Raw genomic sequence first — 22518 nt, forward strand, 5'->3', positions numbered from 1 at the left:
GATCCGTTGCAACAAGCTGCAAAGTGCCTGATAAGACATCGATCTCACCGCACTACCGAGAGGCCGGTACGGCGGTGGCGCGGCTGCGGCTCGAGCCGGTCGGCCAGCCGGCGCAGGACACCGGCCAGCTCGTGCCTCGGGCCGCCGTTGCTGCCGTCGGCCCGCAACGCGTCGCGCTGTTCGTTGCGCCGGGCGCGCATCTCGGCCACCCGGATCTGCTCGGCCACCCGGTAGCGGGCAACCTCGTGGTGTTCGCTGATCATGAGCTTTCTCCCCTCACTGATCCCCGTTGACGAGTAGTGCGGTGGCGGTACGAAGTACTGGTGGTTCAGACCCGGACGACGGTGATGTCGCCGGAGACGGTGCGGGCCCGCAGCATCAGCGAGTGCTCGCCCTCGGCCGGCTTCTCGCCGGGCTCGAGCTCGCACCGGATCTGCCCGGTGACCGTCTTGAGGTCGAGGAAGGTCGGCACACCGTCCGGTACGCCGATCTGGACGTCGCCGCGAGCCGTCTCGGCCCGGACGCTGGGGCCTTCGGCGGACTCGACCCGGACGTCGCCGGAGCCGGAGGTCGCGACCGAGTGATCCCGAATCCGCTCGATGGTGATGTCACCCGAGCCGACCTTGACCGTCGTCGGCCCGGCCGCGTCGCCGACCCGGACGTCGCCGGAGCCCGTCGACAGACCGGCCGTTCCGACCGTCTCGCCGATGTCGATGGCACCGGAGCCGGTCTTGGCCCGGACTCCCTGCGCCGCGTGCCCGACCCGGACATCGCCGCTGCCGGTGATGGCCGCGAGGTCGCCCTCGACCCGCTGGACGCGGATCTCACCCGAACCGGTGGACAGCCGGGCCTCGCCCAGCGGCATCCGCGCGGTGATATCACCGGAGCCGGTCTTGATCCGGGCGTTCAGGACGGCCGGGGTGCTGATCCGGACCCGGATCTCCGGGCCGCGGCGGACGTTCTTCGGGCCGTCGACGATCAGTTCGCCGTTGACCAGCTCGAACACCACGTCACCCTCGTCGCCGTGGTCGACGTCGATCGTGGCCTGAGTCTTGTCGCCGTCGGCGGGCAGGATCTCCACCAGGCCCGACCCGATCTCGATCCGGACCCGGTCGATCTCGCCGGGCTCGCCGATCAACTGGCTGCTGTAGCTCACTGTGCCCACCCCTGCATCCGCTGGCCCGGGCCACGTCCACCCCGGCGCTGTCCATGGTCGGGACCGCGGTCGCGGCCCCGTTCGCGCTCACCACGACGCTCAGCCCGCTCGTCGCGACGCTCACCGCGCTCGCCCCGGCGTCCGTCGCCGAACATGCCGTCCGGTCCGAAGACTCCCTCGGGGCCGAACACGCCGTCCTTTCCGAAGATGCCCTCGGGGCCGAGCGGTCCGTCGGGGCCGAGCGGGCCGTTCGGCGCGAAGATGCCGGGCCGCGGCGGCCGCGGCGGGCCGGGCGGTCGGCCGTAGCCACCGCGACCGGCCAGCGACGTCATCACGGTGCGCATCAGCCACGCGTTCGAGGAGATGCCCTCGGCGGCCGCGGCCTCGTCCACCTTGTTCTTCACCGACATCGGCAGCCGCAGCGTGATCCGCGCGGTCGGCTCGTCGGCGTCCAGGGCGAGCTCCTCGGCGGCCGGCTCGACGTCGTCGTCCAGGTCGTCGTCATCGTTGCCGGTCAGCTGGCTCGGCGCCGGCGTCACGACGAACTCGGGACGGCCACCGGCCATCCGGAGCTCGACCGATCCGGGCGACAGCTCGCGGCTGATCTCACCGGCGGCGTCGGACAGGGCTGAGATGAGGGCCAGCCGGCCCGCGTCATCCAGCGTTGCTCCGAGGCGCTGAGCCACCGAGCGAGTTTGGTCGTCGGCCAGCGCGGTGGCGTTCTCCACGCTACGGCGGACCGATTCGAGATAGTGATCAAGTTCCATGACGCAATACTGACGTCAGAGTGACGTCACTGTCAACCCCTTCTGATGTCACCACGGCGTCAGGGCAGAATGGGGGCAGTCGAGGAAAGGGGTACGAAGTGTCCAGAGGAGTACTCATCACAGGAGCGTCGCGTGGTGTCGGAGCCGAGGTCGCGAAGGTCTTCGCAGCGGCCGGCGACCGGGTGGTCCTGCATTGCCGAGGTGCCGTCGACAAAGCGAACGCAGTACTGGCCGAGCTCCCCGGCGACGGACACTCGGTACTGTCCGGCGACCTCGGCGACTCAGCCGAAATCCCTTTACTGGTTGAGGAATCGGCGAAGGCGCTCGGGCGGATCGACGTCCTGGTGAACAACGCCGCGCTGTTCGTCGACGAGCCGGTCTCGGGGTCGCGGCGGATCGGCCATCCACTGCTGGAGACCTCGTACGACGACTGGGTGACCGCCTGGCGACGGACGCTCGCCGTCAACCTGGAAGGGGCGGCACACCTGACCTGGTGCGTGGCCCGGCAGATGCTCGAGGTCGAGCCCGCCGATGGCGTCAGGCGAGGCGCGATCGTCAACGTCGGGTCGCGGGGCGCCTATCGCGGCGAGCCGGACGTACCGGCGTACGGGGCGAGCAAGGCGGGGTTGCACGCCTTCGGGCAGTCGATGGCGGTGGCGTTGGCGCCACATGACATCACCGTGACGTCAATCGCGCCCGGCTTCATCGCCACCGACATGGCGACCCAGTGGCTGAACAGCCCCGGCGGCGACGCGGTCCGCGCCCAGAGCCCGTTCAACCGGGTGGCGACCGCCCCAGAGGTGGCAGCGGCCGTCCACTGGCTGGCGTCGGCCGAAGCCGGCTGGTCCAGCGGCGCCATCCTCGACTTCAACGGCGCGTCCTATCTGCGTTAGTGGAGCGACACGCCCTAGCTCGTCTTGATGATCATCCTTGCCGACGGAGCCGTGATCGGTGCGACCGTGTTGTAACCGGTCACGGTGACCTGGGTGCCGCCGGACAGCGACTTGTAGGTGAGGCGGTCGGCGCCGATCCAGAGCGACTGGACCGACGTCTTCGGCATCCCGGCCGGAGCCTTGATCCCGAGGGCCCGGAGCATGGCCTTGTTGTTCATCGTGAGGTCGTACCGGTCCACCTTGCGGAAGCCGATCGTGTCACTGGCCACGAACTTCACCTTGACCAGGGCCTTGCGCATCGCCTTGTCCGACTTGGCCGGGTCGGCACTGTCGAGCAACTGCGCGAAGGCAGCAGCCGCCGGGTCCTTGGTGGTCTTCGGGTCGACCTTCAGGTACTTCCCGCGCGCTGCAGGGACCGGCAGGTGAAGGTACAGGACGCCGTTGATCAGGATCGCGTGGGCCGCGCCACCGAACTGCGGACCGCTCAGGTCCATCCGCATCGCGGCCGGCTTGTAGGTCTGCGTGATCGTCGCGGTGACCAGCTGACCGTTGAGGCTCATCCGCATCACCCCGGTCCAGGACTTCACCTTGGCGTTGGCGGCGATCGTCACGGGCGCGAACGTGCTCGTAGTAAGCCGGGCAGGCGGCTTGGCGACCTTCGCCGGCGCGGCCGCGACCGGCTTCTTCGTACCAGCCTCAGGCTTGACCGCCGCGTCGTCGGCACAACCCGCGACCCCGAGCAGGAAAGGCAGGGTGGTGGCCAGCGCCACCGCCCTCGTACGGAGCGTCATCTCAGCGCTTTGCGATGATCTTGTTCGCCGGCGGGGCCGTGATCGAGATCGGCTTGTTGTAGTCGGACATCGTCATCAGCATCTCGACGCCGGCCATCGAGAACGTCAACCGGTAGATCAGCTTGTCGCTGCCCATCCAGACCGAGTAGACCAGCGTCTTCGGCACGCCCTTCGGTACCGGCTGGCCTGCGGCCTTCAGGCTCGCGGCGGTGTCGACGGTCACGTCGTACCGGTCCAGCTTCTGGCCGCCGATCGTCTCGGACTTGACGAACTTGACGCTGCGCAGGCCCTTCTCCCAGCCCTGGTAGGACTTCATCGGGTCGGCGCTGTCGAGGAGCGAGCCGAAGGACTTGATCTGCGGGTCCTTGCTGTTCTTCAGATCCAGCTTGATGTACTTGCCGGCGCCGGTCTGCTTCGGGATCGACAGGTACAGGTTGGACTTGACCAGAATCATCTGCATCGTGCCGGCCGCCGGGTCGACCATGTCCAGCTTCATCGCCAGCGGACTGGTGATCTGCGACGTCGTCATGGTGATCTTCTGGCTGCCGACCGTCATCACGGCCGTCGCCTTGAAGGACTTCGCCTTGCCGGTGCCCGCCTTCAGCGCCGGCATGAAGCTGGCATTGGTCAGCCGGAGCGGCGCCTCGGCCGTCGGCGGCAGCGGAGTGCTGACCTCCGGTGTGCTGCTGGTCACCGGTGCGCTGGTGGTCTGAGTCGGCGCGGACTGGGTGGCGCCGCCACCGGCCTTGTCCGTCTCCCCACACGCCGCGACACCGAGAATCATCGGCAGGGCGATGGCCGCAGCCATCGCCCGAGTACGAAACTTCACGCTATTTCCCTCCCCATTGGAACAACCAGCGGATCCTATGGGCTAGAACCGCTGACTGGGAAGGTAAGTTGCAAGAAGTTGCAGTGAACGTCAGCCGCGTTTGACCGAGGCGAGCAGGAGCTGGGCGACGTCCTGGATCTCGATCGACTCACGGGCCGAGCCGTCGGCCTGCTTGGCGGTCAGGCCGTCGGACAGCATCACCCGGCAGAACGGGCAGCCGGTGGCGATCTTGTCGGCGCCGGTCTCGACCGCCTCGGTGGTCCGGTTCAGGTTGATCCGGCTGCCGGTCTTCTCCTCCATCCACATCTGCGCGCCACCCGCACCGCAGCAGAACGACTTCGTCCGGTTGCGCGGCATCTCGGCGAACTCGGCGCCCGGGATGATCTCGAGCAGCTCGCGCGGGGCGTCGTACACCTGGTTGTGCCGGCCCAGGTAGCACGGGTCGTGGTAGGTGATCTTCTGCCCGTTGAGCGAGCTGTCGGCCGGGGCGACCGGGGTCAGCCTGCCCTCGCGGACCAGCCGGTTCAGCAGCTGCGTGTGGTGGATGACGTCCAGCTCGACGCCCAGCTGGGAGTACTCGTTCTTCAGCGTGTTGAAGCAGTGCGCGCAGGTGGAGACGACCTTCTTCGCGCCGGTCTCCTTGAACACCTCGGCGTTCTGCATCGCCAGCTGCTGGAAGACGAACTCGTTGCCCGCCCGTCGCGCCGGGTCACCGGTACAGGTCTCACCGTCACCCAGTACCGCGAACGAGACCCCGGCGATGTTCAGCAACTCGGCGACGGCCTGCGTGGTCTTCTTCGCGCGATCCTCGTACGCCCCCGCGCAACCGACCCAGAACAGGTACTCGACCTCGGCCAGCGTCTCGACGTCGGTGCCGACCGTCTTGACCTCGAACGGCAGGCCCTTGGCCCAGTCCATCCGGCCGGACGGGCTCATGTTCCACGGGTTGCCCTTGTTCTCCAGGCCCTTGAACAGCCCGTTGAGCTCGGACGGGAACGACGACTCGATCAGCACCTGGTAGCGGCGCATGTCCATGATCGCGTCCACGTGCTCGATGTCGACCGGGCACTGCTGCACGCAGGCGCCACACGAAGTACAGGCCCACAAGGCTTCTTCGTCGATCACCGCGACGTCGGCGGGACCGACGAGCGGCCGCTCCTGCTCGGCCAGCACCAGCTCCGGCAGCGACTTGCGCTCCTCGTCGGAGGAAGCCAGCAGGTACGGCGCTTTGGCGAAGGCGTGCTCGCGCAGGTTCATCATCACCAGCTTGGGCGACAACGGCTTCTCGGTGTTCCAGGCCGGGCACTGCGACTGGCAGCGGCCGCACTCGGTACAGGTGGTGAAGTCGAGCAGGCCCTTCCAGGTGAAGTCCTCGATCTTGCCGACGCCCAGCGCGGCGTCCTCGTCGAGCTCCTCGATGTTCTCGAAGTCGATCGGCTCGCCCTTGACCATGATCGGCTGCAGCGCGCCGAGCGCCGTACCACCGTCGGCCTCGCGCTTGAACCAGATGTTCGGCCAGGCGGTGAACCGATGCCAGGCGACGCCCATCGTGGCGTTCAGCGAGATGGTGATCATCCAGGCGAACGAGATCAGGATCTTGACCATCGCGACCAGGTAGATCGCGTTCTCCAGGCCGTGCTCGGACAGTCCGCCGAACACGCCGGACCCGATGAAGAACGTGCTCGGGAAGTGGAATTTCGAGGCACTGGTCAGCTGGTACTCCAGCCCGCGCAGCGCCAGGATGCAGACCAGCACGCCGAGAATCGTGTACTCGACGTAGTACGCCTGCCAGGCGCGCGACCCGAAGAACCGGCTGTAGCGGCCCTTCTCGCCGCGCGGCAGGTTGCGCAGCCGGATCGCCATCAGGCCGATGATCGCGACCAGGCCGGTCCAGCTGAGGAACTCGCTGACCCACTCGAAGACGAACCAGTGGCCGATGACCGGCAGCACCCAGTGCGGGTCGAACAGCTGCCCGAACGCGGTCACCAGGCTGAGGAACAGCCCGAGGAAGCCGAACGCGACGAACCAGTGCAGGATGCCGATGTGGCTCCACTGCAGCATCCGGGTGTGCAGCAGTGACTCCTTCGCCAGCGTCACCGTGCGCTGCCCCGGCTGGTCGGTCCGGGCGACCGGCTGACCGAGCTTGATCACGCTGATGATGTGCCCGATCGTCTTGCCGAACAACGCGACGCCGACAGCGGCGATCGCGAGCGAGACGACGATGGCGAGGATCTGCATACCAGCGATGTTATTGGTTGGTTACCGGGCAGTCATGTCGGTGTCGGTCTCATCACCCCCCGCGTGTTGCGTCTCACTACTTTTCGGGCGGTGTTTCGGGCCCGGAGACCGGAGAAGGACACGATCCTGACAGGTTGCCGACATCGGCCGGGGAGGGTGGGAACCGACCTGTTCCCGGCTGTGGAGGATCCGTTCGGATGAGAAAGCCTGTTACCCGCAATCTGCTTCTGGTGGGAGCCGTGGCCGCCGGCGTGCTCGGCGGGGCCGTCGCGCCCGCCGCAGCCGCCGGTACGCCGTACGCGCGACTGCTCGCCGGTCATCCGGCCGTGTTCCTGGCCAACCTCGACGACGACGCCGGCCGATGCCAGGCGCCGGCCAAGAAGATCGCTGCCGCCGCGGTCGCCCGCGAGGAGGCCAACGACCAGGAGTTCTACAAGAAGAAGGACGAACTGGCGAAGCGCCCGGACAAGGACGAGGCGCAGAAGGAGTACGAGCTGCTCGTCAAGGCCCATCAGGTGGAGCAGAACCTCGCTGACCGCGAGCTGGCTGCCTGCAACGACGCGTCGGACTCGGTGGTCAACGGCGTCCAGGACGAGAAGGACCTGGCCCGGATCCGCACGCTGCCCTGGGCACTGGCGCCGAAGGATGCCACCGGGCAGCTCGCAGTACAGGGGAAGGCGGCTGGGTATGTGCACCTGTTCCTGAAGCGGGAGTCGGGCTGGCAGCTTGTCGATGCGTCGACGCGGCTGACGGCTGCCGAGCTGCGGCACGGGGTCGAGCTGGGGATCGAGGGGCGCGACATCATCCGCGACTCAGCCGTCTGGGACGGTACGGCGGACGTCGCGTTGAGCGTGACCGCGGGTGGCGCGACCGCGACCGATCACGTGGTGCTGAAGGAAGCGCCGGTGCTGACGCAGCTCAACACCCAGCGGCTCGAGCAGGTCTTCTCCTCGCTCAGCGACGACCCCGAGACGAAAGCCTGGCAAGGCATCGTCCGCGAGCAGGCGAAGGCTTCGGGCGCCCCGCTGAAGATCCTCGACCAGAGCAACGACACCTGGACCCAGGACATCTTCGAGCCGGCGTACATGTCGATCCCTGGTCCGGGCGGGCAGCCGCAAAGCATGAAGGTGCTGCTCGGGTCGGTGAACGACAGCCGCCGAGTCGGCTCGCGGGTGATCTTCACCGAGCTGGCCGGTCATGACGTCGCGGCGGTGCACACCGAGCACGTACCGGTGCTGGAGCCCTTCGAGAACGAGAGTTATGACTCGATGGGCAACCTCGAGACGATTCCGGCGACTCCTGGTCACCCGAACGGTCAGATCGTGATCGGGGGCGACGGGCTCGACCACAAGACCGGGCCGGCGGCAGAGATGGTCACGCTGCTGCGGTCGCAGGGCAAGCAGGACCCAGTGGCCGTCGACACCTCGTGGCTGTCGATCGGGCACGTCGACGAGTTCGTGCAGTTCGTACCGGTGCCGGGAAGCCCGCGAGGCTGGAAGGCCGTGGTGGCCGACCCGACCGCCGGGCTGAACCTGCTCAAGAGCGTGCAGACGGCTGGGCAGGGTGGCGCGATCATGCACGGCGGGCTGCCGAAACTCGAGTGGCCGTACGACGAGCGCATCGACCAGCGGACGACGAACGAATTCCTGGCCGACGAGCAGTTCGTCGGCACCAACACGCGGGCGGCCGAGAAGATCCAGGCCAACCTCGAGGTGCTGAAGCAGAAGACCGGCCTGACCGACGCAGACATCGTCCGGATCCCCGCGCTCTACACCGCCCGCGGACTGGACTACGGCATGCTCGAGACCCAGGTCAGGTCGACGCCCGCCGGCCCCGAGAAGGACAAGCTGGTCGCCCAGCTGCACGCGATGCGCGACGCCGTCGCCGAGATCCCCGGCACCGTCAACGGCCTGGTCCTCAACGCCGGCCGCTACGTAGCCCCCAAGCCCTACGGCCCGACCCTGAACGGCAAAGACATCTTCGCCACCGCCATCAACAAGGCCTTCGCCTCGATCGGCTACCAGGTCACCTACGCCAACGACCTCACCTCAGTCCACGTCTCCGAAGGCGAAATCCACTGCGCCACCAACACCCTCCGCGCCACCCCGACAGCGGGTTGGTGGAAGAAGGACTAGGGCGCTGTCACCTGGCCGGTGGCGGTTGAGGTCTTGAGGTCGAGGCTGACGCCGGGGGCGGCGGTGATGGTGATGGCGCCTGAGACAGTGCCGGCCCGGACGGTGCCGTTGGCGGTGGCGTGGATGGCGATGGCACCGCTGGTGGTGTCGGCCCGGATCGAGCCGCCCTGGAAGTCCCGGATGGTGAGGTGGCCGCTGATCGATTTGGCGGTCACCTCACCACTGCTGGCACCTACGAAGATGCCGCCGCTCTCGGTGCGGACAGCGACGCGCTGACCGGTCCCGACCGAGATGGCGCCGGACTGGCTGGTGACAGTGATGTCTGCCGCTTGCCGGACCGTCACCTTGCCGGAGGTTGTCTCGGCGAAGACCCGGCCGGCCTCCGGGACGAACACGTCACCCGACTTGCTGATGAGCTCGACCTCGGCCAGGCCGATGGCGCCGATGCTGGCGCTGTCGGTGCGGGCTTTGAGGATGCTGCCGGGTGGCGCGACCACGGTGATCTCCACCGGGGTCGCGCCGTTGCGTCCGTGGACTGTGATGAGTAGTTCGCCTGCTGGGCCGGGCTCGACGATGGCGGCTTGTACCGCGGCGGCCGAAGGGCCTTCGTCGTCGGTGGTCGAGACGCCGACCATCGCCCGGGTGCAGTCATCCCGCACCTGCACCTTCACCCAGCCGGCCTGCGCGAACAGGCCGGCGTCGATGGTGATCGGGCCGTCGACGGCCACCGCGTAACCACGTCGCATCGCCGCCTCCTCGCCTGCACCGGACCGAGCCTCAAGATAAGGCAGCCACGGTCAGGCGGGCAGCTCAAGCTGAAGAAACGCCGTCAGGCGACGCGGATGCCGCCGTCGAGGTGGAGGTCGATGGCGTTGGCGGCGCCGTTGCGGAGGAGGAAGTCGGTGGCGTCTACTACCTCGGCTGTGGTGGCGGCTCGGCCGGTCGGGGTGCGGGCGGCGACCAGCGACTGGTCGCGGTCGGCCCAGGCCGGGCTGTCGCCGACTACGCCGGGGTGCAGCGCGTTCACGCGGATCGGGGCGAGCTCGACGGCGAGGGTGCGCATCACACCGGAGACGGCGCCGTTGGTGGCGGTGATCATCGTCGAGCCCGGGTACGGGCGGAGCTTGCCCAGACCGCCGAACAGCACGATCGAGGCGCCCGGCAGCAGGCGCTCGTGCAGCACCCGGGCGACCTCCGTGTAGCCGACCAGCTTGACCGTCGAGGCCCGTACGGCGTCGGCGATGCTGAAGTCCTTGACCGTGTTGCCGTACTGCTCGATCGCGGTGATCACCAGGTGGTCGAGTTCGCCGACCTCCGTGAGCGCCTTCTCGATCGTCTCCGGCTCGGCCAGGTTGACGGCCAGCCCGCGGGTGTCCCCGCCGATCTCGCCGGCCGCGAGCTCCGCGCGCTCGGCCGACCGGCTGGTGACGACGACGGAGTCGCCCCTGCCCGCGTAGTACCGGGCGATCTCCCGGCCTAGCCCACCGCTTCCTCCGACGATCAGTACTGACGACACCCTGGACCACCTCTCTAGAAGTTGAAGATTCATCTAAAGCATAGCGGGACAAGCGATTGCGGTAACTAACTTTCGACTGATTGACTTATGGCGTGAGGTTTTTCCCCTTCGCCCGGGAGTACCAGTGGATATCACCCGTCGCCGCCTGCTGTCTTTTGTCCCCGCCGCCGCGCTGCTGACCGCGGTCAACCCCGCACCAGCCACTGCGGCACCCGCTGCAGAATCCGCCCGCCTGCTGGCCAACACGATCGCCATCTTCGCCGGTACGCCGGAATCGAACGCGCGCGCCGAGGTCAAGGCCAAACTCGCCGCCATCGACCAGACCGCGCGCACCTGGCTGGCCGCCCTCGATCGTGCCCAACCCGGCGAACTCTTTGCCGGGCTCCCCCTCGGTACGAGCGACCCCAACCTCAGCGCGTCGTACCAGCACCTCTACGAGATCGCGCTGGCCACGCGGCGCCCCGGCCCGGCTTCCGAGTTGCAGGGCAACCTCGCAGTACAGGCGAGGGTGCTCGACGAGCTGCGCTGGTTGCACGCGAACCACTACGGCGACCAGGCGAAGGGGTACTACGGCAACTGGTTCACCTGGGAGATCGGCATCTCGCAGTACGCCGGGAGGACGCTCGCGTTGCTCGATGCGCCGGCCGACCTGATCTCGACGTACGTCGCGTCGATGGATGCCTATCTGCGCAACGGCAAGGACGGTGACGTCGATCTCGACTCGCGCTTCCACACCGGCGCGAACCTCGCCGACATCACCACGAACCGGATCATCCAGGGCGCACTGCTCGACGACGACGCGCGGATCCGCAAGGCGCTGCAGGACCAGTTCACTGTCTTCGCCACGATCGATCCGTACCACCTCGAGCACGGCGTCACCGACGGGTACTACGCGGACGGATCCTTCATCCAGCATGACTCGGTCGCGTACACGGGCTCTTATGGCAAAGGGCTATTGACGCGCGTCGTCCAGACGGTGAAGACGCTCGACGGCACCGGATACGCGTCGAGCGACGACCTGGTGAAGGTCGTACAGGGGTGGGTCGAGCACGGGTTCGCGCCGCTGATCTTCGAGGGCTGGATGATGGAGATCGTCAAGGGGCGGGCGATCTCGCGGCCGGCGACCGGGTACGACGACGTCGCAGTGGTGGTCGAGGCGATCGTCGACCTGGCCGACTATGCGGTCGCTTCGGATGCCGCCAAGCTCCGGAGCTACGTGAAGTTCACCGCGCGGCCGACGCTGAACCCGAACAGCTTCGTCTCACCGGTCAGCATCGCGCGCTTCGCCGATATCGTTGCGGATGGCAACATCAAGCCGGCGGATCTCAACCCGGCTTCGAGTTCGGTCGCGTTCAACGCGATGGATCGGACAGTGCATCGGCGGCCGGGATATGCGTTCGCGCTGGCTCGGAACTCGGAGCGGATCAGCAAGTACGAGTACATGAGTGGCGAGAACCTGATGCCGTGGTTCCAGGGCGACGGCGCGTACTACCTGTATCTGAGCGGCCAGGACCAGACACGGGCGTACGGCGTCGACTACTTGACCACCGTGTCGCCGTACAGGCTCGCCGGGGTCACAACGCCTTTGGAACAACGCAAATCGGTGCCGGAGCTCTACGGGACGGCGTACTACGACAGCCCGCCGGACTTCACCCCATCGTCCGAATTGCAGAACAAATACGTCTACTTCCCCGTCGGCACGAACCAGTACTCCGGCGGCGCCACGCTCGGGCCCTATGGCGCCGCGGGCTGGATCCAGTCGAGCGACCAGACCTATGCCGATCGCTCGCAACTCCCGGCCGACTTCGTCACCTACCGCAATGCGGAGTCGACCAAGTCCTGGTTCCTCCTGGACGACGAGATCGTCGTACTGGCCGCCGGCATCAGCGACCAGGCGCACCGCCCGGTCACGACCACGGTCGACGCGCGCATCGCCGCGCCCACAGACGCCGTGCAACTAACCGGCGTACTAGGCAACGGTCGCCCGTGGACCGGCGCCGGCGACCTCACCTGGCTCCGCTACGCCAACACCACCACCGGCGCTTCAGTCGGCTACTACTTCCTCCAGCCAGCCCCGGTAGCCGCAGACCTGACCCAGGTAACCCGCAGCCGCCGAGCAATCCGCACCGCCAACCCAGATACCCAAGTAGCCAAGCAGGTCTTCACCCTCACCCACGAGACCCACGCGCGCGCATCACTCGCCTACGCCCTGATCCCGAACGCCACCGAAGCCACCCTCCAGACCTACCGCCGCGGCCGCCTCCACCTGCTCTCCAACACCCCACGACTACAGGCGATCCACCACCCCGCACTAAACCTGACAGCCGCCAATACCTTCACCCCCGGCCGCCACCAAGTCCTCAACTACACAATCGACGGCCCCGCATCCTTCCTAACCCAACGCCGAGGCCAAACCACCACCATCGCGCTCGCCGACCCCACCACAACCCGCCCCACCATCACCGTCAACGTCCTGGGCCGCTGGCTGACCAGCATCACCGCAGAACCCGCCATCGAAGTACGCCACACCCTGACGGGCACCCGCCTGACCTTCAAAACCCACCAAACCGGCGGCCGCACCCTCACGGCTACCTTCGAGTGACTGAGGTCGACTAGATAGGCCCGGCAGGTCCATTTCAGCCAGTGTTATAATCCAATGTTCTCGCCATCGTTGCCACGGACGACTAGCATCTGACTGGTCGGACGAGTCCGACAAATCAACCTGGAAGTGGACAGATGGAGAGAAAATGAAGGTAGCGAATGTGGCGGCTGGGGGTCGCCTAGGAACCGACACAGAGAAGTGTCGGTTCTGCACAGTCGAGTTGACTGAGGAGCCGATTTTCACCACAACGAGCATGAAGATCCTGCCATCGGTCGGATCGCTCGTCGCGGGATGGCTCCTCGTAGTGCCGACACGACATGTTGTTGCCTTGGCTGAACTGTCCGCATCTGAGCGGATCGAGTTCATGGCTACGACGAGCACTGTACGGGACAAAGTTCGACAGCAGTTCGGGCCTACCGTTTCGTTCGAACACGGGCCCGCCACGGAGAAGCGCAGCGCCGGTTGCGGGGTTGACCATGCCCATCTCCACATCGTTCCGACCCGCGCAGCACTTCTCGGCATTGATAGCGCTACCGGCTACCAACCCAGTTGGACGGAGGCCGAGTGGCCGTGGGACGCGGCCGCTGCTCACGAGGCCGGACTCGACTATCTGTACTTCAGTGACCAAAGCGATCACGCACTGGTCTCGGTTGGTGAGGATATTCCCAGTCAGTTCTTCCGCCGTCTGATCGCCAAGGACCTAGGGCACGACCGGTGGGACTGGAAGCTTCATCAACAAGAAGACGTGTACGCGGAGACTGTTGAGCGACTTCGCGCTGAATTCGTGTGACCGATGACCCCGCCGACCGCCCCGGGTGACCCCACCGAGTCGCCCGGCGAGCCAGAGACGGCGCCCACCCATCCTGACCTTACTTCCGATCTGGAAGGTGGTCAGGATGGCGCCGGCGGCGACGGGGTCCTCGTCGACGATCCCGGTTTCGCACCAAAGGAACCGACAGACGGACGCCAACGAGGCGACTGGCAAACGCGCTACCCGGAACCCGAGGCACGCAGGGCCATCCTGTTCGAAGCCAGCTACGTCTTCGTAGTGCATTGCCTCACTCTGATCGCCATGGCTCTCACCGGCACGGGTTGGCCGCAAGACTGGATCGGTGTGACGGAGCCCGAGTGGGCAAAGCTCTCGCACTGGCTGCTGGCTTGGCTCGGCGGGATGCTTGGTGGGTCATTGTTCGCAATGAAGTGGATGTATCACTCGGTCGCCAAAGGTCTGTGGAATCGTGACCGTCGGTTGTGGCGAATTTTCACGCCGCTGCTGTCCGCCGGGGTGGGTCTGACCGTCGTCGTCCTTTCTGCCGCACGGATCATCCCTATCTTCGGAGCCGACTTGGTAGGGACGAACACCGGCGCAGTGGGAGTAGCTATTCTCGTCGGCTATTTCTCCGATCAGACGATCAGTAAGCTCGCCGATATGGCCGAAGGCCACCTTGGCCGAGCTGGGCGACGTGCTAGCCGCCCAGGTCCCGACGAGCAAGAAGCAACCGAACCTAGCTGACCGAGTAGGGGTATGCGGGTGCCAGAGCAGAGCCGTATCTTGTCGACCCCTTCGGGTCACCTACCGGGCGCTCGGATGGCGGACACGGCTGAGGCGGGCGGCAAAGGAGCTGGGCTGCTTCGACTTCCTCCTGCCTGGTACCCGCAGATGCTGATCATCCCGTCGTGGAAGTCGCTTGGTGACGCCACATCCGCTGGGGAACAATTTGCGACCGTGGATGAAGCGTTCACCAATCAGGTACTCACACCTGTCAGCGAGTTCTTCGGCGACGTGGAGATCCTGGTCAGGTCCTCCGCGGACAGCGAGGATCTCAGCGAGCGCGGCAGATACACCTCGATGGCATCGCCGACCTCGCCGGCGGCCGTACGAGCAGCGATGAGCAGCGTCTACCAGTCGGCCATCGAAGCAGGGGAGTCGCCAGCATCGATGGCTCTACTGCTCCAGCCACGGATCGACGCCCTGATGAGCGGCCACCTCAGCAACGAGCACCGGATCAGCAGGACCGCCTGGAACTGGACCCTCCAGGAGCAGGTCGGGTCCGAGGTCAACGAGCGGCAGCTCGGCGTATCGGGATCATCTCGCTCGTCCGACGGGCCGTTGTTGTGCCCAAACCTGACCTCGTTGGATGTGCGACTGCGTGAGGTCTGCCGCCGCCTGTCGTCCAACCCCCATCGATACCACCTTGAGTGGGTATGGGACGGAAGCCGTTTGTGGATCGTTCAGGCAGACCGGGTCATCCCGCTGACTGCTCCACCGCCCGGCGAGCAATGGACCCCTAGGACCGGCGTACAGATCGGGCCGAAAGATCTGACGATCTGGTCCGTAGTGGATATTCAGTCCGGCTCCGGTCACAAACCGCCTCAGCCATCTGTCTGGCCGAAGATACGGAATGTTCAGGAGTTCGCCCAAGCAGGCCTTCCAGTGCCACGCCTGTTCCTGCTGGAAGATGCTGGAAGCATCCAGGAACTTGCCGACGGGCACGTATCCCCGGCACTTCTTGAAGACATTCGGCTGCTGACAACCGGAGACGTCATCGTTCGGACCGATGTTCGCACCGCCGATCGTGCCCAGCTGTTCCTGCCCAAGACTGACAATGTTGCAGATGTGGAGCAGCTGTGCGATTTTCTGGTTCGAACCACACGGAAGCTGCTTCATTCCCGTGTAACTGTAGGTGAGATCGGCTTCATCGCGCACCGGTACCTGCGCGCCAGAGCCTGCGCCTGGGCGTATGCACGGCCAGGACACTCAGTAGTACAGATCGACAGCACTTGGGGGCTGGTCGACGGGCTGAACTGGTGCGCGCATGACTCTTCGTCGGTCAACGTGTCGACGGGTGACATACGCCGCCAAGTCATCGCGAAACCGACCTTCATAGATGTGGCCAGCGACCGCTCGTGGGCCAGCCGGGAGACACCGACAGAATGGATCTGGCGCTCGAGTATCAGCGAAGGGCAGCTCCGCACCGTCGCGGAGGGCGCCCGTGCCTTGGCGGATCTCCGCGAAGAGGCGATCGCAACGATGTGGTTCATCAGCATCCTCGACGGCGCCGACGCCGACTGCCTGCCCTGGTTCTCAACACCGTACGAAATTTCACCCGAGGCGACGATCCTTTCAGTCGGCAAGAACGCGCCGAGGTACAAGGCACCGAACTTGGCGGATCTGCGCGCGCTCGCTGAGATCAACCCACCTGCGGGAAGCATCCTGCGAGTACATCCCGACGGTGACCTTGCACGCAACGAAGAGTTCATCCAGGTGCTTGGCGACCTAGCGATCTCAAGGGGCTACATCGTCGAGATCGAAGGCAGTCCTCTCGCCCATCCGTACTACATTCTGCGTCGCAGAGGTGTCTCCGTGCTCTGCGTCGGCCGGGACACGACAACGGGCAACAGTGCGCAGCACAACAAGTTGGTGCGCGACAACATCCCCGACATCATCGCGGCTTCGGGTGAGGTAGCTGTGACATATCAGGCCGGCCAACTCGAGCGGGAGAATCTTCTGCGAGCCAAGGTGGTGGAGGAGGCGCTCGAATTGCTCCGGTCGACCGCCATCGACGACTCACTTGGCGAGCTCGCCGACCTGATAGAGGTCCTACGCACGTTGCAAGCCACCCTCGGTATCAGTGACGCCGATCTCGAGGAGGCAGTCGATCGGAAGCGAAGCCGCCGCGGCGGCTTCGACGAATCAGTCGTGCTGGTACGAACATCCCCTTTCCCAGAACGACCCTCAGCCCAAACCAGTGAGACCCAAACACCCGTTCTGCCTGGACTTGAGGACATCGCGGAGCCTTCGCAGTCGACCCCAGTGCGCGAAGAGGCCGGCCGTCTACTACTCAACTACGTTCCGCCACCGCCCGGTCGACCGCAAGTTTGGCGAATGAATCTCAGGGACATCACCATCCTTCTGACCTATGAGAAGGACGCGATCGCGCTCGAGATCCTCGATGCGGGGCGAAGAGACCTGGATTCAAGCCAGTACCCCCTTCCTGGAATCTAGGCCTGTTCTCAACTGCCGCCGCCGCCTACTACCTGGGTGCGGATGGCGAGGACGCGGGGTTTGCCGGTGGGTGGGATGACCAGGGCTACTTCGTGGAGGTAGTCCTGGTAGAGGGTTTGGTAGTACTTGACGTTCTTGCTGTACGCCGAGACCGCGCCGCTGGTCCAGTTGGCGTAGTTGCCGGGCTCGACGAACTGCAGGAACCTCTCGGTGAGATTGAGGAAGACCAGCGCGTCGCCGTTCGCGGCGATGAAGGTGGTCGGCTGCCCGGTCGGGCGGAAGGTGTCGGCGACGGTGGAGATGTACTCCTTCTTCGGCTGGTCCCGGACATCCTTCGCACGGTTGGCGAGCAACTCGGTGAGATCCTTCGAACCTGCGAAACGCGCCGCCTGTTTGGAGGCCGGGCCCTCGGACAGATACTTCGCCAGGTTGTTCTCAGCCGTCTGCGGTAGCAGTGGAAGCTTGGCCATGTCGGCACTGGCCGGCATCCGCAAACCGTCCATCGACGGCACGTTCTCCTCCGTCCGAGGGAAGACGGCGCGGCTCAGCAGCCACGGCGACCCGGCGTTGCGTCGCTCCCAGACGCCTAGCTGGCCCCGCAGCGGGTCCGTGGCCAGCTTCGCCGCGCTGACGAACCGCATCGGGTAGGCCGAGAACTCGGGCGCGCCGATCTCGACCTCCGTGTAGCTGTCGGCCGCGACCGTGTCCTTGCCGCTGGGATCGAGCTTGCGGCCGATGAACATGGCGGCGCGAGTCTGCCCGAGCCGCGAGCCGGTCTCGATCGTCTCGGCCAGCTTGGCGTCGCGAGCCTGGTTCACCCGGCCTCTGACCTCGGTGTACTTGTCGACGACCGCCTGGCCATCGGCCAGGGTCACCGCGGGCTTGGGGTCCACTGCCTGGCTGACGTTCTTCGGCGGTACCGCCGCACAACCAGTTGCCATCAGCAACACCACGGACGCGACGCCGACGGCTCGGCGGACCGAGCTGGGCTGGCGCGAAGCCGGCGGTGGGCTGTACGGCATCATTGCGGCGGGCAGCGGAGCGATCACCGGCACGGGCGGCAGTGGTTGCCGGCGGCGCCGGACGAACATCAGCAGCAGGCCGACGAACAGCAACAGCAACCCGCCGCCGAACACCATTAAGCAGGTCCCGAAGGCGCCCTCGATCTCGATTCCGAAGGTCGCCTTCGCGTCCACCCCGGGCGATCCGTCGGCGTTCATCACCACCACGTCGTACCGGCCGTCGACGATCGGCCAGCTGATCGACTGGTGGCCGGCGCCGCTTGCCTTGACCACCCACCAGTCCAGCCCGGCCGGCGGGGTCAGCCGAGCCTGGCCGCCCTTCATCAGCTGGGTGTCGAACCGCGAGGGCAGCTCGAAGCCGACCACGCGCGTGTACTGCGAACCGCTCAGGTAGCTGGCCACGTCGAGGTCGCGGCCGATGCCGACGAAGACCGGCTGGGCGGCCGACGCGGTGACGTGCAGGGTCGGACCGTGCCGGTCGATCAGATCCGGCGCGGTCATCACGGCCAGCCCGAGGCTGGACAGCGACTGCTCACTGGTGTCGACCGTGTTGTCGGGACCGACCAGCCAGAACGCGGCGGCGCCTCCCGCCACGGTGACCAGCAATCCCACCAGAGCCAGCAGCAAGCCGAAGGCGATGCGGGCGAAACGCATGAAAGTACTCCCGTTGGAACGACAACTTCGGCCCTGGGCGGAGGGCCGACCGGTACAGACCATAGCGAGGCGTGCAGGACCTCGCCGTCCACCCGTCGTAATCCGATAACTGATCCCGCAGCGATCAGTTACTGTCTGACGAGTTAACGAATGGCCATTCACAAACTCGAGCCTTGGAGGATCGTGGCCAGACCACGCCTGATCAGCGACGACACGATCCTGGACGCGACCCGCCAGGTGCTGGCCGAACTCGGCCCGGCCAAGCTGACCCTGGCGGCGGTCGGCGCCCGCGCCGGACTGGCCCCACCCACCCTGATGCAGCGGTTCGGCTCCAAGCGCGGCCTGCTGCTCGCCTCGGCCGCCCGCTCATCGCAGCTGGTCCTGCTGGCCGTCGCGGCGGCCGAGTCGCGGAACACCTCACCGCTGGCGGCCCTCCGCGATTTCGCCCTGTCCAGCGTGGCGCACGTCAACCGCCGCGAGGAGTTGGGCAACGGCCTCGGCTTCGTCCAGCTGGACGTCGCCGATCCGGAGTTCCGCGCCCACGCACTGGCTCACTCGGCCGCCATCGTCGACAGCTGCGCCCGGTTGCTCACGGCCGCTCAGCAGGTCGGCGAACTCAAGCCGGACGCCGACGTACCGGCTCTGGCCCGGCTCACCCTGGTCTGCTTCAACGGGGCCTTGCAGGTCTGGGCCGTGAACGGCTGGGGCTCCCTCACCGACTTCCTGCGCGACCAGCTCGACCAGCTGCTCTCGCCTTACCTCACGGAGTAAGCCGATGTTCCTGCGAGTACTGGTCTGAGCTAGCCGCGTCCGCGGGGAGTGTAAAGGCTGCGACGGAGCCGGAGCTCGTCGCGGATCGACGGTGGGATCGGCAGGTTGCGCTCGGCCAGGGCGGCCGCGCAGGCCTCCAGGCTCTGTAGCAGGCGGTCGGCGCGCGGTCCGCCGACTGCTCCGATCCTGGGCGCGCCGCGCTCCAGCTGGTTCGCCGACCGGGCGGCGTTCAGCTCGGCGAAGATGACGCCCAGTGTGATGTCGGATGGTCTCAGCCGCAGCGGTTCGGACTGGGCCTGGACTGGCGGCAGAACCTGGGTTGACGGCAGGAACAGGGGGAACGACATCTACATCGCCTCGTCACACCGGAGGCTCAAAGGCGCGCTCGACCTTGAGGCGCCAACTACTCCGATGTCTCAAGGTACTCCTACAAGTGCTTGTCGGACGCTTCGACTACTCAGCAGAGTCGCTCCTGCGAGCGCAGTGCCCGCCGCACAAGTCAGTACTGCGACACGCGGGCCGGTACTCGCGACGCCGCCCAGCAGGCTCTGCGTAACCAGTCGACGACAGTGCGAGACCAGTGATGCCTACTGCAGCCACAGGCCAGGTTCACCCGTCGAGGCGGGTTGGCATCACCAGCGTGGTGAAGGTCCCCTGGTCGGCCGACCGAACCACTACCGGCCGGTCGACGGCACACAGCTCCAGCAAGACGTCCGGCCCGACACTCACGCTCAACGCGGCCGCCAACAGCGACGCCGAGAACCCGAGCTGCACAGCACCCGACCCGATCCCCTCCAGCACCCCGAGTACGTCGCCGGAGTCCACCGCCGTCACCGCGAGCCGTCCCGAATCGATGTCGAGGGCAACGGTCTCGCCGGTCAGCACCGCCAGCAACTGCTGCCGATCCACGACCATCCGGCAGACCGGCGGAGTCAGTCCGTCGAGGATCGACTGGTACGCCGGGAACTCCTCGTCAACCACCGGTACCACTCGGGACTCGCCGTCGACGACCAGCGCAGTACCGGCCGGCCCTGTCTCCAACCGCACCTCAACGGCAGCGCCGACCCAGCGAGCCAAGGCCGTCAGCTCTGACGCGCGAACCAGCAGATTGCGCGGGAACCCGGTAAAGCCGACCGGCTGGAGCTTCCGCACCGACAGCCGGTACCGGTCGGTCGCCACCAGGGCTACCTCGTCCTCGCCAAGCTCCAGGAAGACGCAGGCGAGCGCCGGGATCTCATCACTCGCGGCCGCCGCGGCAGCGACCTGCCGGATCGCTGACGCAAGCTCCGCGCCTCCCAGCGTGACCACGCATTCGTAGGGCACTGCCGGCAGCGACGCAAGGATCCGCGCGGTCGCCCGCCGAGCCGCCTCTGCCTTGCCCTCAACCGTCTTCAAGTGCGCCTGTACTACGGCCACCCCGGCCGCGGCGCCTTCATCGAGCACCACCCGTACTTCGGCCAGCGGCAGGTCGATCTCGCGCAGATCGCGGAGCAACGCGGCCCGCGCCCCCTGCGACGGGGAGTAGTAGCGATACCCGTTCTGCTCGTCCACCGAGGCCGGGCGGAGCAGTCCGCAGTCGTCGTAGAAGCGCAGCGCGCTCGGGGTCAGCCCGACTTGCCGGGCGAAGGCGCTGATCGTCAGCAGCTCGTCTGTCATGCTGCCGATCCTGGGTCTTCGACCAACTCGAAGGTCAACCTGCCGCCCCCGGGAGCGAGGCTTATGGAGGCGGGTGAAAATGGAGGCGTGACGAGGTTGTTCGTGGTGACCGGCGCACCAGGCGCGGGCAAGTCGACGGTGGTCCCCGAGCTGCTACGACTGCGCACGGGGCAGCTTGTCGTGATGGATATGGACGAGCTGCTCGACCATGAGGGCCGGGTGCTCGGCATCGCGATCGCCGACAAGGCCGCCGCGCCGGCCTGGCCCGCGTACAACGCGTTGTGGTTGCGCATCACCGAGCTCGTCCGCCGCTCCGGCACGTCCGTGCTGCTGCTCACCCCTGGCGTCCCTACGGAGCTGCCCGAGGGCCGTTGGCTGCATCTCGACTGCCCCGACGCAGTGCGCCGCGAGCGCCTGGCCGAGCGCGGCTGGTCGCCAGAGCAGATCGCCGACGCGCTCGAGGACGCGGCCGAGATGCGCAAGCTGGTCCCCCGGTCGGTACCGGGGGATGGCACGCCCAAGGAGTCGGCCCGGCTGATCCTTGCCTGGGTCAACGAGTGAACCAGTCGCGCAGGATCGCGCCGTAGTCCTCGCTGATCCCCTCCACCGAGCGATCCGGCGTACCGGGCCAGTGACCGACGCCCGGGATCCGGACGCTCTCGACCTGGGTGTTCCCCGAGGCCGCCGCGGCCCGTCGCCAGACCTCCAGCGTCTCCGGTACCGGCAGGTTCGCCTCGTCCTCACCGTGCATCAGCAGCACGGGGCAGTTCACGGTCGCGTAGAGCGGTTCCGAGGCGAAGTCGATCTCGTGCCAGACGGGCAACTCGTCGCCCAGGTCCACCGGGATGCCGGCCAGGTCGAACCACGACTCGCCGGACCGCCGCTGCAGCAGCTCATCCATGGCCACCCGCTCCGCCGAGTCCCGCGCCACCTCACCCCGCGCCTTGCCGCGCAGTAGGTCAGCCACGACGTCACGGATCTCCAGAGCCCCGGCGACGGCCTCCTCGTCGTACCCGGCCCGCCGGACCGACAGCGCCGTCGCATGCCGCATCTGCTCGGCGGGGCTCACCCCTGCGCACCCGAGCAGCAGCAGAAAGGCCGTCTCGGGCAACTGCTGCGCAGCGAGCGCCGCCACCCACGTGCCCTGGCTGACACCCCAGAACCCAACCGGTACGTCGTGGTGCGCCTTCAGCTCCTTGAACGCAGCCACGGCACCCTCGGCCTGGACGGCGTACGGGATGTCCACGTCGTCGTGCGGCCACGGCGCCCGCTCGAAGGCCAGTACTGCGACCCCCAACGGCGCCAGCGTCGCTGCGAGGTGCTCGAAGATCGCCTGCCGGTACGCCGAGCTACTGGACCCGTGCAGCGCGACAACCCCGGCCCGGACCGGCACCTCAGTAGGCACGGTCAGCAGCGCCGGCCGGCCGTCGACCTCGATCTCCTCTGACTTGCTCACTGCTGGATGGTCACACGGCCCCTGGG

20 protein-coding genes are annotated in these 22518 nt (G+C 66.8%); 8 read left to right on the forward strand and 12 right to left on the reverse strand.

Features of this window, described 5'->3' with window-relative positions; translation table 11 throughout:
- Positions 1-44 precede the first annotated feature (44 nt).
- The 3 genes from G3I17_RS31190 to G3I17_RS31200 form a co-directional block, all read right to left on the reverse strand.
- Positions 45-263 carry a hypothetical protein gene (locus G3I17_RS31190; RefSeq protein ID WP_164601277.1) on the reverse strand — a complete coding sequence of 73 codons (219 nt, stop codon included), beginning with the start codon at positions 261-263 and terminating at the stop codon, positions 45-47.
- 65 nt (positions 264-328) lie between these two features.
- Positions 329-1156: a DUF4097 family beta strand repeat-containing protein gene (locus G3I17_RS31195; protein ID WP_164601279.1), complete on the reverse strand. Its 828-nt coding sequence runs from the start codon at positions 1154-1156 to the stop codon at positions 329-331.
- Entirely contained in the window at positions 1153-1923 is a 771-nt protein-coding gene (locus G3I17_RS31200; protein ID WP_164601281.1) for a hypothetical protein, read from the reverse strand. The genes G3I17_RS31195 and G3I17_RS31200 overlap by 4 nt, the downstream gene beginning before the upstream one ends.
- Positions 1924-2021: 98 nt before the next feature.
- Here G3I17_RS31200 and G3I17_RS31205 point away from each other — a divergent pair, with 98 nt between their 5' ends.
- The gene (locus G3I17_RS31205; RefSeq protein ID WP_164601283.1) at positions 2022-2816 is read left to right on the forward strand and encodes an SDR family oxidoreductase; all 795 of its coding nucleotides are present in this window, start codon (positions 2022-2024) and stop codon (positions 2814-2816) included.
- A 14-nt stretch (positions 2817-2830) separates the two neighbouring features.
- On the opposite strand, the gene G3I17_RS31210 is transcribed toward G3I17_RS31205, so the two are convergent.
- The 3 genes from G3I17_RS31210 to G3I17_RS31220 all read right to left on the reverse strand — a co-directional run bounded on the left by G3I17_RS31210 (position 2831) and on the right by G3I17_RS31220 (position 6674).
- Positions 2831-3607, reverse strand: a complete 777-nt coding sequence (locus G3I17_RS31210) for a hypothetical protein (RefSeq protein WP_164601285.1) — start codon at positions 3605-3607, stop codon at positions 2831-2833.
- Between the two features lies 1 nt (position 3608).
- Positions 3609-4436 carry a hypothetical protein gene (locus G3I17_RS31215; RefSeq protein WP_164601288.1) on the reverse strand — a complete coding sequence of 276 codons (828 nt, stop codon included), beginning with the start codon at positions 4434-4436 and terminating at the stop codon, positions 3609-3611.
- A 90-nt stretch (positions 4437-4526) separates the two neighbouring features.
- Positions 4527-6674, reverse strand: coding sequence for a (Fe-S)-binding protein (locus G3I17_RS31220; RefSeq protein ID WP_164601290.1), 2148 nt, complete (start codon positions 6672-6674; stop codon positions 4527-4529).
- A gap of 197 nt (positions 6675-6871) precedes the next feature.
- On the opposite strand from G3I17_RS31220, the gene G3I17_RS31225 reads away from it, so the two are divergent.
- A complete protein-coding gene (locus G3I17_RS31225; RefSeq protein ID WP_164601292.1) occupies positions 6872-8809 on the forward strand; it encodes a protein-arginine deiminase family protein in 1938 nt (645 codons plus the stop codon).
- Here the strand turns inward: G3I17_RS31225 and G3I17_RS31230 are convergent.
- Positions 8806-9555, reverse strand: a complete 750-nt coding sequence (locus tag G3I17_RS31230; RefSeq protein WP_164601294.1) for a DUF4097 family beta strand repeat-containing protein — start codon at positions 9553-9555, stop codon at positions 8806-8808. The two genes, G3I17_RS31225 and G3I17_RS31230, sit on opposite strands and share 4 nt — an antisense overlap.
- An 83-nt stretch (positions 9556-9638) precedes the next feature.
- Positions 9639-10325, reverse strand: a complete 687-nt coding sequence (locus G3I17_RS31235) for an SDR family oxidoreductase (protein ID WP_164601296.1) — start codon at positions 10323-10325, stop codon at positions 9639-9641.
- A 124-nt stretch (positions 10326-10449) separates the two neighbouring features.
- Here G3I17_RS31235 and G3I17_RS31240 point away from each other — a divergent pair, with 124 nt between their 5' ends.
- The 4 genes from G3I17_RS31240 to G3I17_RS40110 all read left to right on the forward strand — a co-directional run bounded on the left by G3I17_RS31240 (position 10450) and on the right by G3I17_RS40110 (position 16933).
- Complete coding sequence (locus G3I17_RS31240; RefSeq protein WP_164601298.1) at positions 10450-12927, forward strand: polysaccharide lyase family 8 super-sandwich domain-containing protein; 2478 nt, start codon at positions 10450-10452, stop codon at positions 12925-12927.
- Positions 12928-13180: 253 nt separating this feature from the next.
- On the forward strand, positions 13181-13717 hold the full coding sequence (locus tag G3I17_RS31245; RefSeq protein ID WP_164601300.1) for an HIT domain-containing protein: 537 nt from the start codon (positions 13181-13183) through the stop codon (positions 13715-13717).
- Between the two features lie 3 nt (positions 13718-13720).
- Positions 13721-14440 carry a hypothetical protein gene (locus G3I17_RS31250; protein WP_164601302.1) on the forward strand — a complete coding sequence of 240 codons (720 nt, stop codon included), beginning with the start codon at positions 13721-13723 and terminating at the stop codon, positions 14438-14440.
- A gap of 147 nt (positions 14441-14587) precedes the next feature.
- Complete coding sequence (locus tag G3I17_RS40110; protein WP_203591019.1) at positions 14588-16933, forward strand: nucleoside triphosphate pyrophosphohydrolase; 2346 nt, start codon at positions 14588-14590, stop codon at positions 16931-16933.
- A gap of 8 nt (positions 16934-16941) precedes the next feature.
- On the opposite strand, the gene G3I17_RS31260 is transcribed toward G3I17_RS40110, so the two are convergent.
- Positions 16942-18609 (reverse strand): hypothetical protein, encoded by a 1668-nt coding sequence (locus G3I17_RS31260; protein WP_164601304.1) that lies wholly within the window; start codon positions 18607-18609, stop codon positions 16942-16944.
- 183 nt (positions 18610-18792) lie between these two features.
- Between G3I17_RS31260 and G3I17_RS31265 the strand changes: the two genes are divergently transcribed.
- Positions 18793-19380 (forward strand): TetR/AcrR family transcriptional regulator, encoded by a 588-nt coding sequence (locus G3I17_RS31265; protein ID WP_164601307.1) that lies wholly within the window; start codon positions 18793-18795, stop codon positions 19378-19380.
- A gap of 29 nt (positions 19381-19409) precedes the next feature.
- Here G3I17_RS31265 and G3I17_RS31270 read toward each other — a convergent pair whose 3' ends face one another.
- Together G3I17_RS31270 and G3I17_RS31275 are read right to left on the reverse strand one after the other, a co-directional pair.
- Complete coding sequence (locus G3I17_RS31270; protein ID WP_164601310.1) at positions 19410-19727, reverse strand: hypothetical protein; 318 nt, start codon at positions 19725-19727, stop codon at positions 19410-19412.
- A 262-nt stretch (positions 19728-19989) separates the two neighbouring features.
- Positions 19990-21036 carry a MerR family transcriptional regulator gene (locus G3I17_RS31275; protein WP_164601312.1) on the reverse strand — a complete coding sequence of 349 codons (1047 nt, stop codon included), beginning with the start codon at positions 21034-21036 and terminating at the stop codon, positions 19990-19992.
- 87 nt (positions 21037-21123) lie between these two features.
- On the opposite strand from G3I17_RS31275, the gene G3I17_RS31280 reads away from it, so the two are divergent.
- Positions 21124-21597, forward strand: coding sequence for an AAA family ATPase (locus G3I17_RS31280; RefSeq protein WP_203591020.1), 474 nt, complete (start codon positions 21124-21126; stop codon positions 21595-21597).
- On the opposite strand, the gene G3I17_RS31285 is transcribed toward G3I17_RS31280, so the two are convergent.
- Entirely contained in the window at positions 21587-22492 is a 906-nt protein-coding gene (locus G3I17_RS31285; RefSeq protein ID WP_164601313.1) for an alpha/beta hydrolase, read from the reverse strand. The genes G3I17_RS31280 and G3I17_RS31285 overlap by 11 nt on opposite strands.
- Positions 22493-22518: the final 26 nt, after the last annotated feature.

It is taken from the genome of Streptomyces sp. SID13031 (genome assembly GCF_010548305.1).
GTDB lineage: Bacteria > Actinomycetota > Actinomycetes > Propionibacteriales > Kribbellaceae > Kribbella.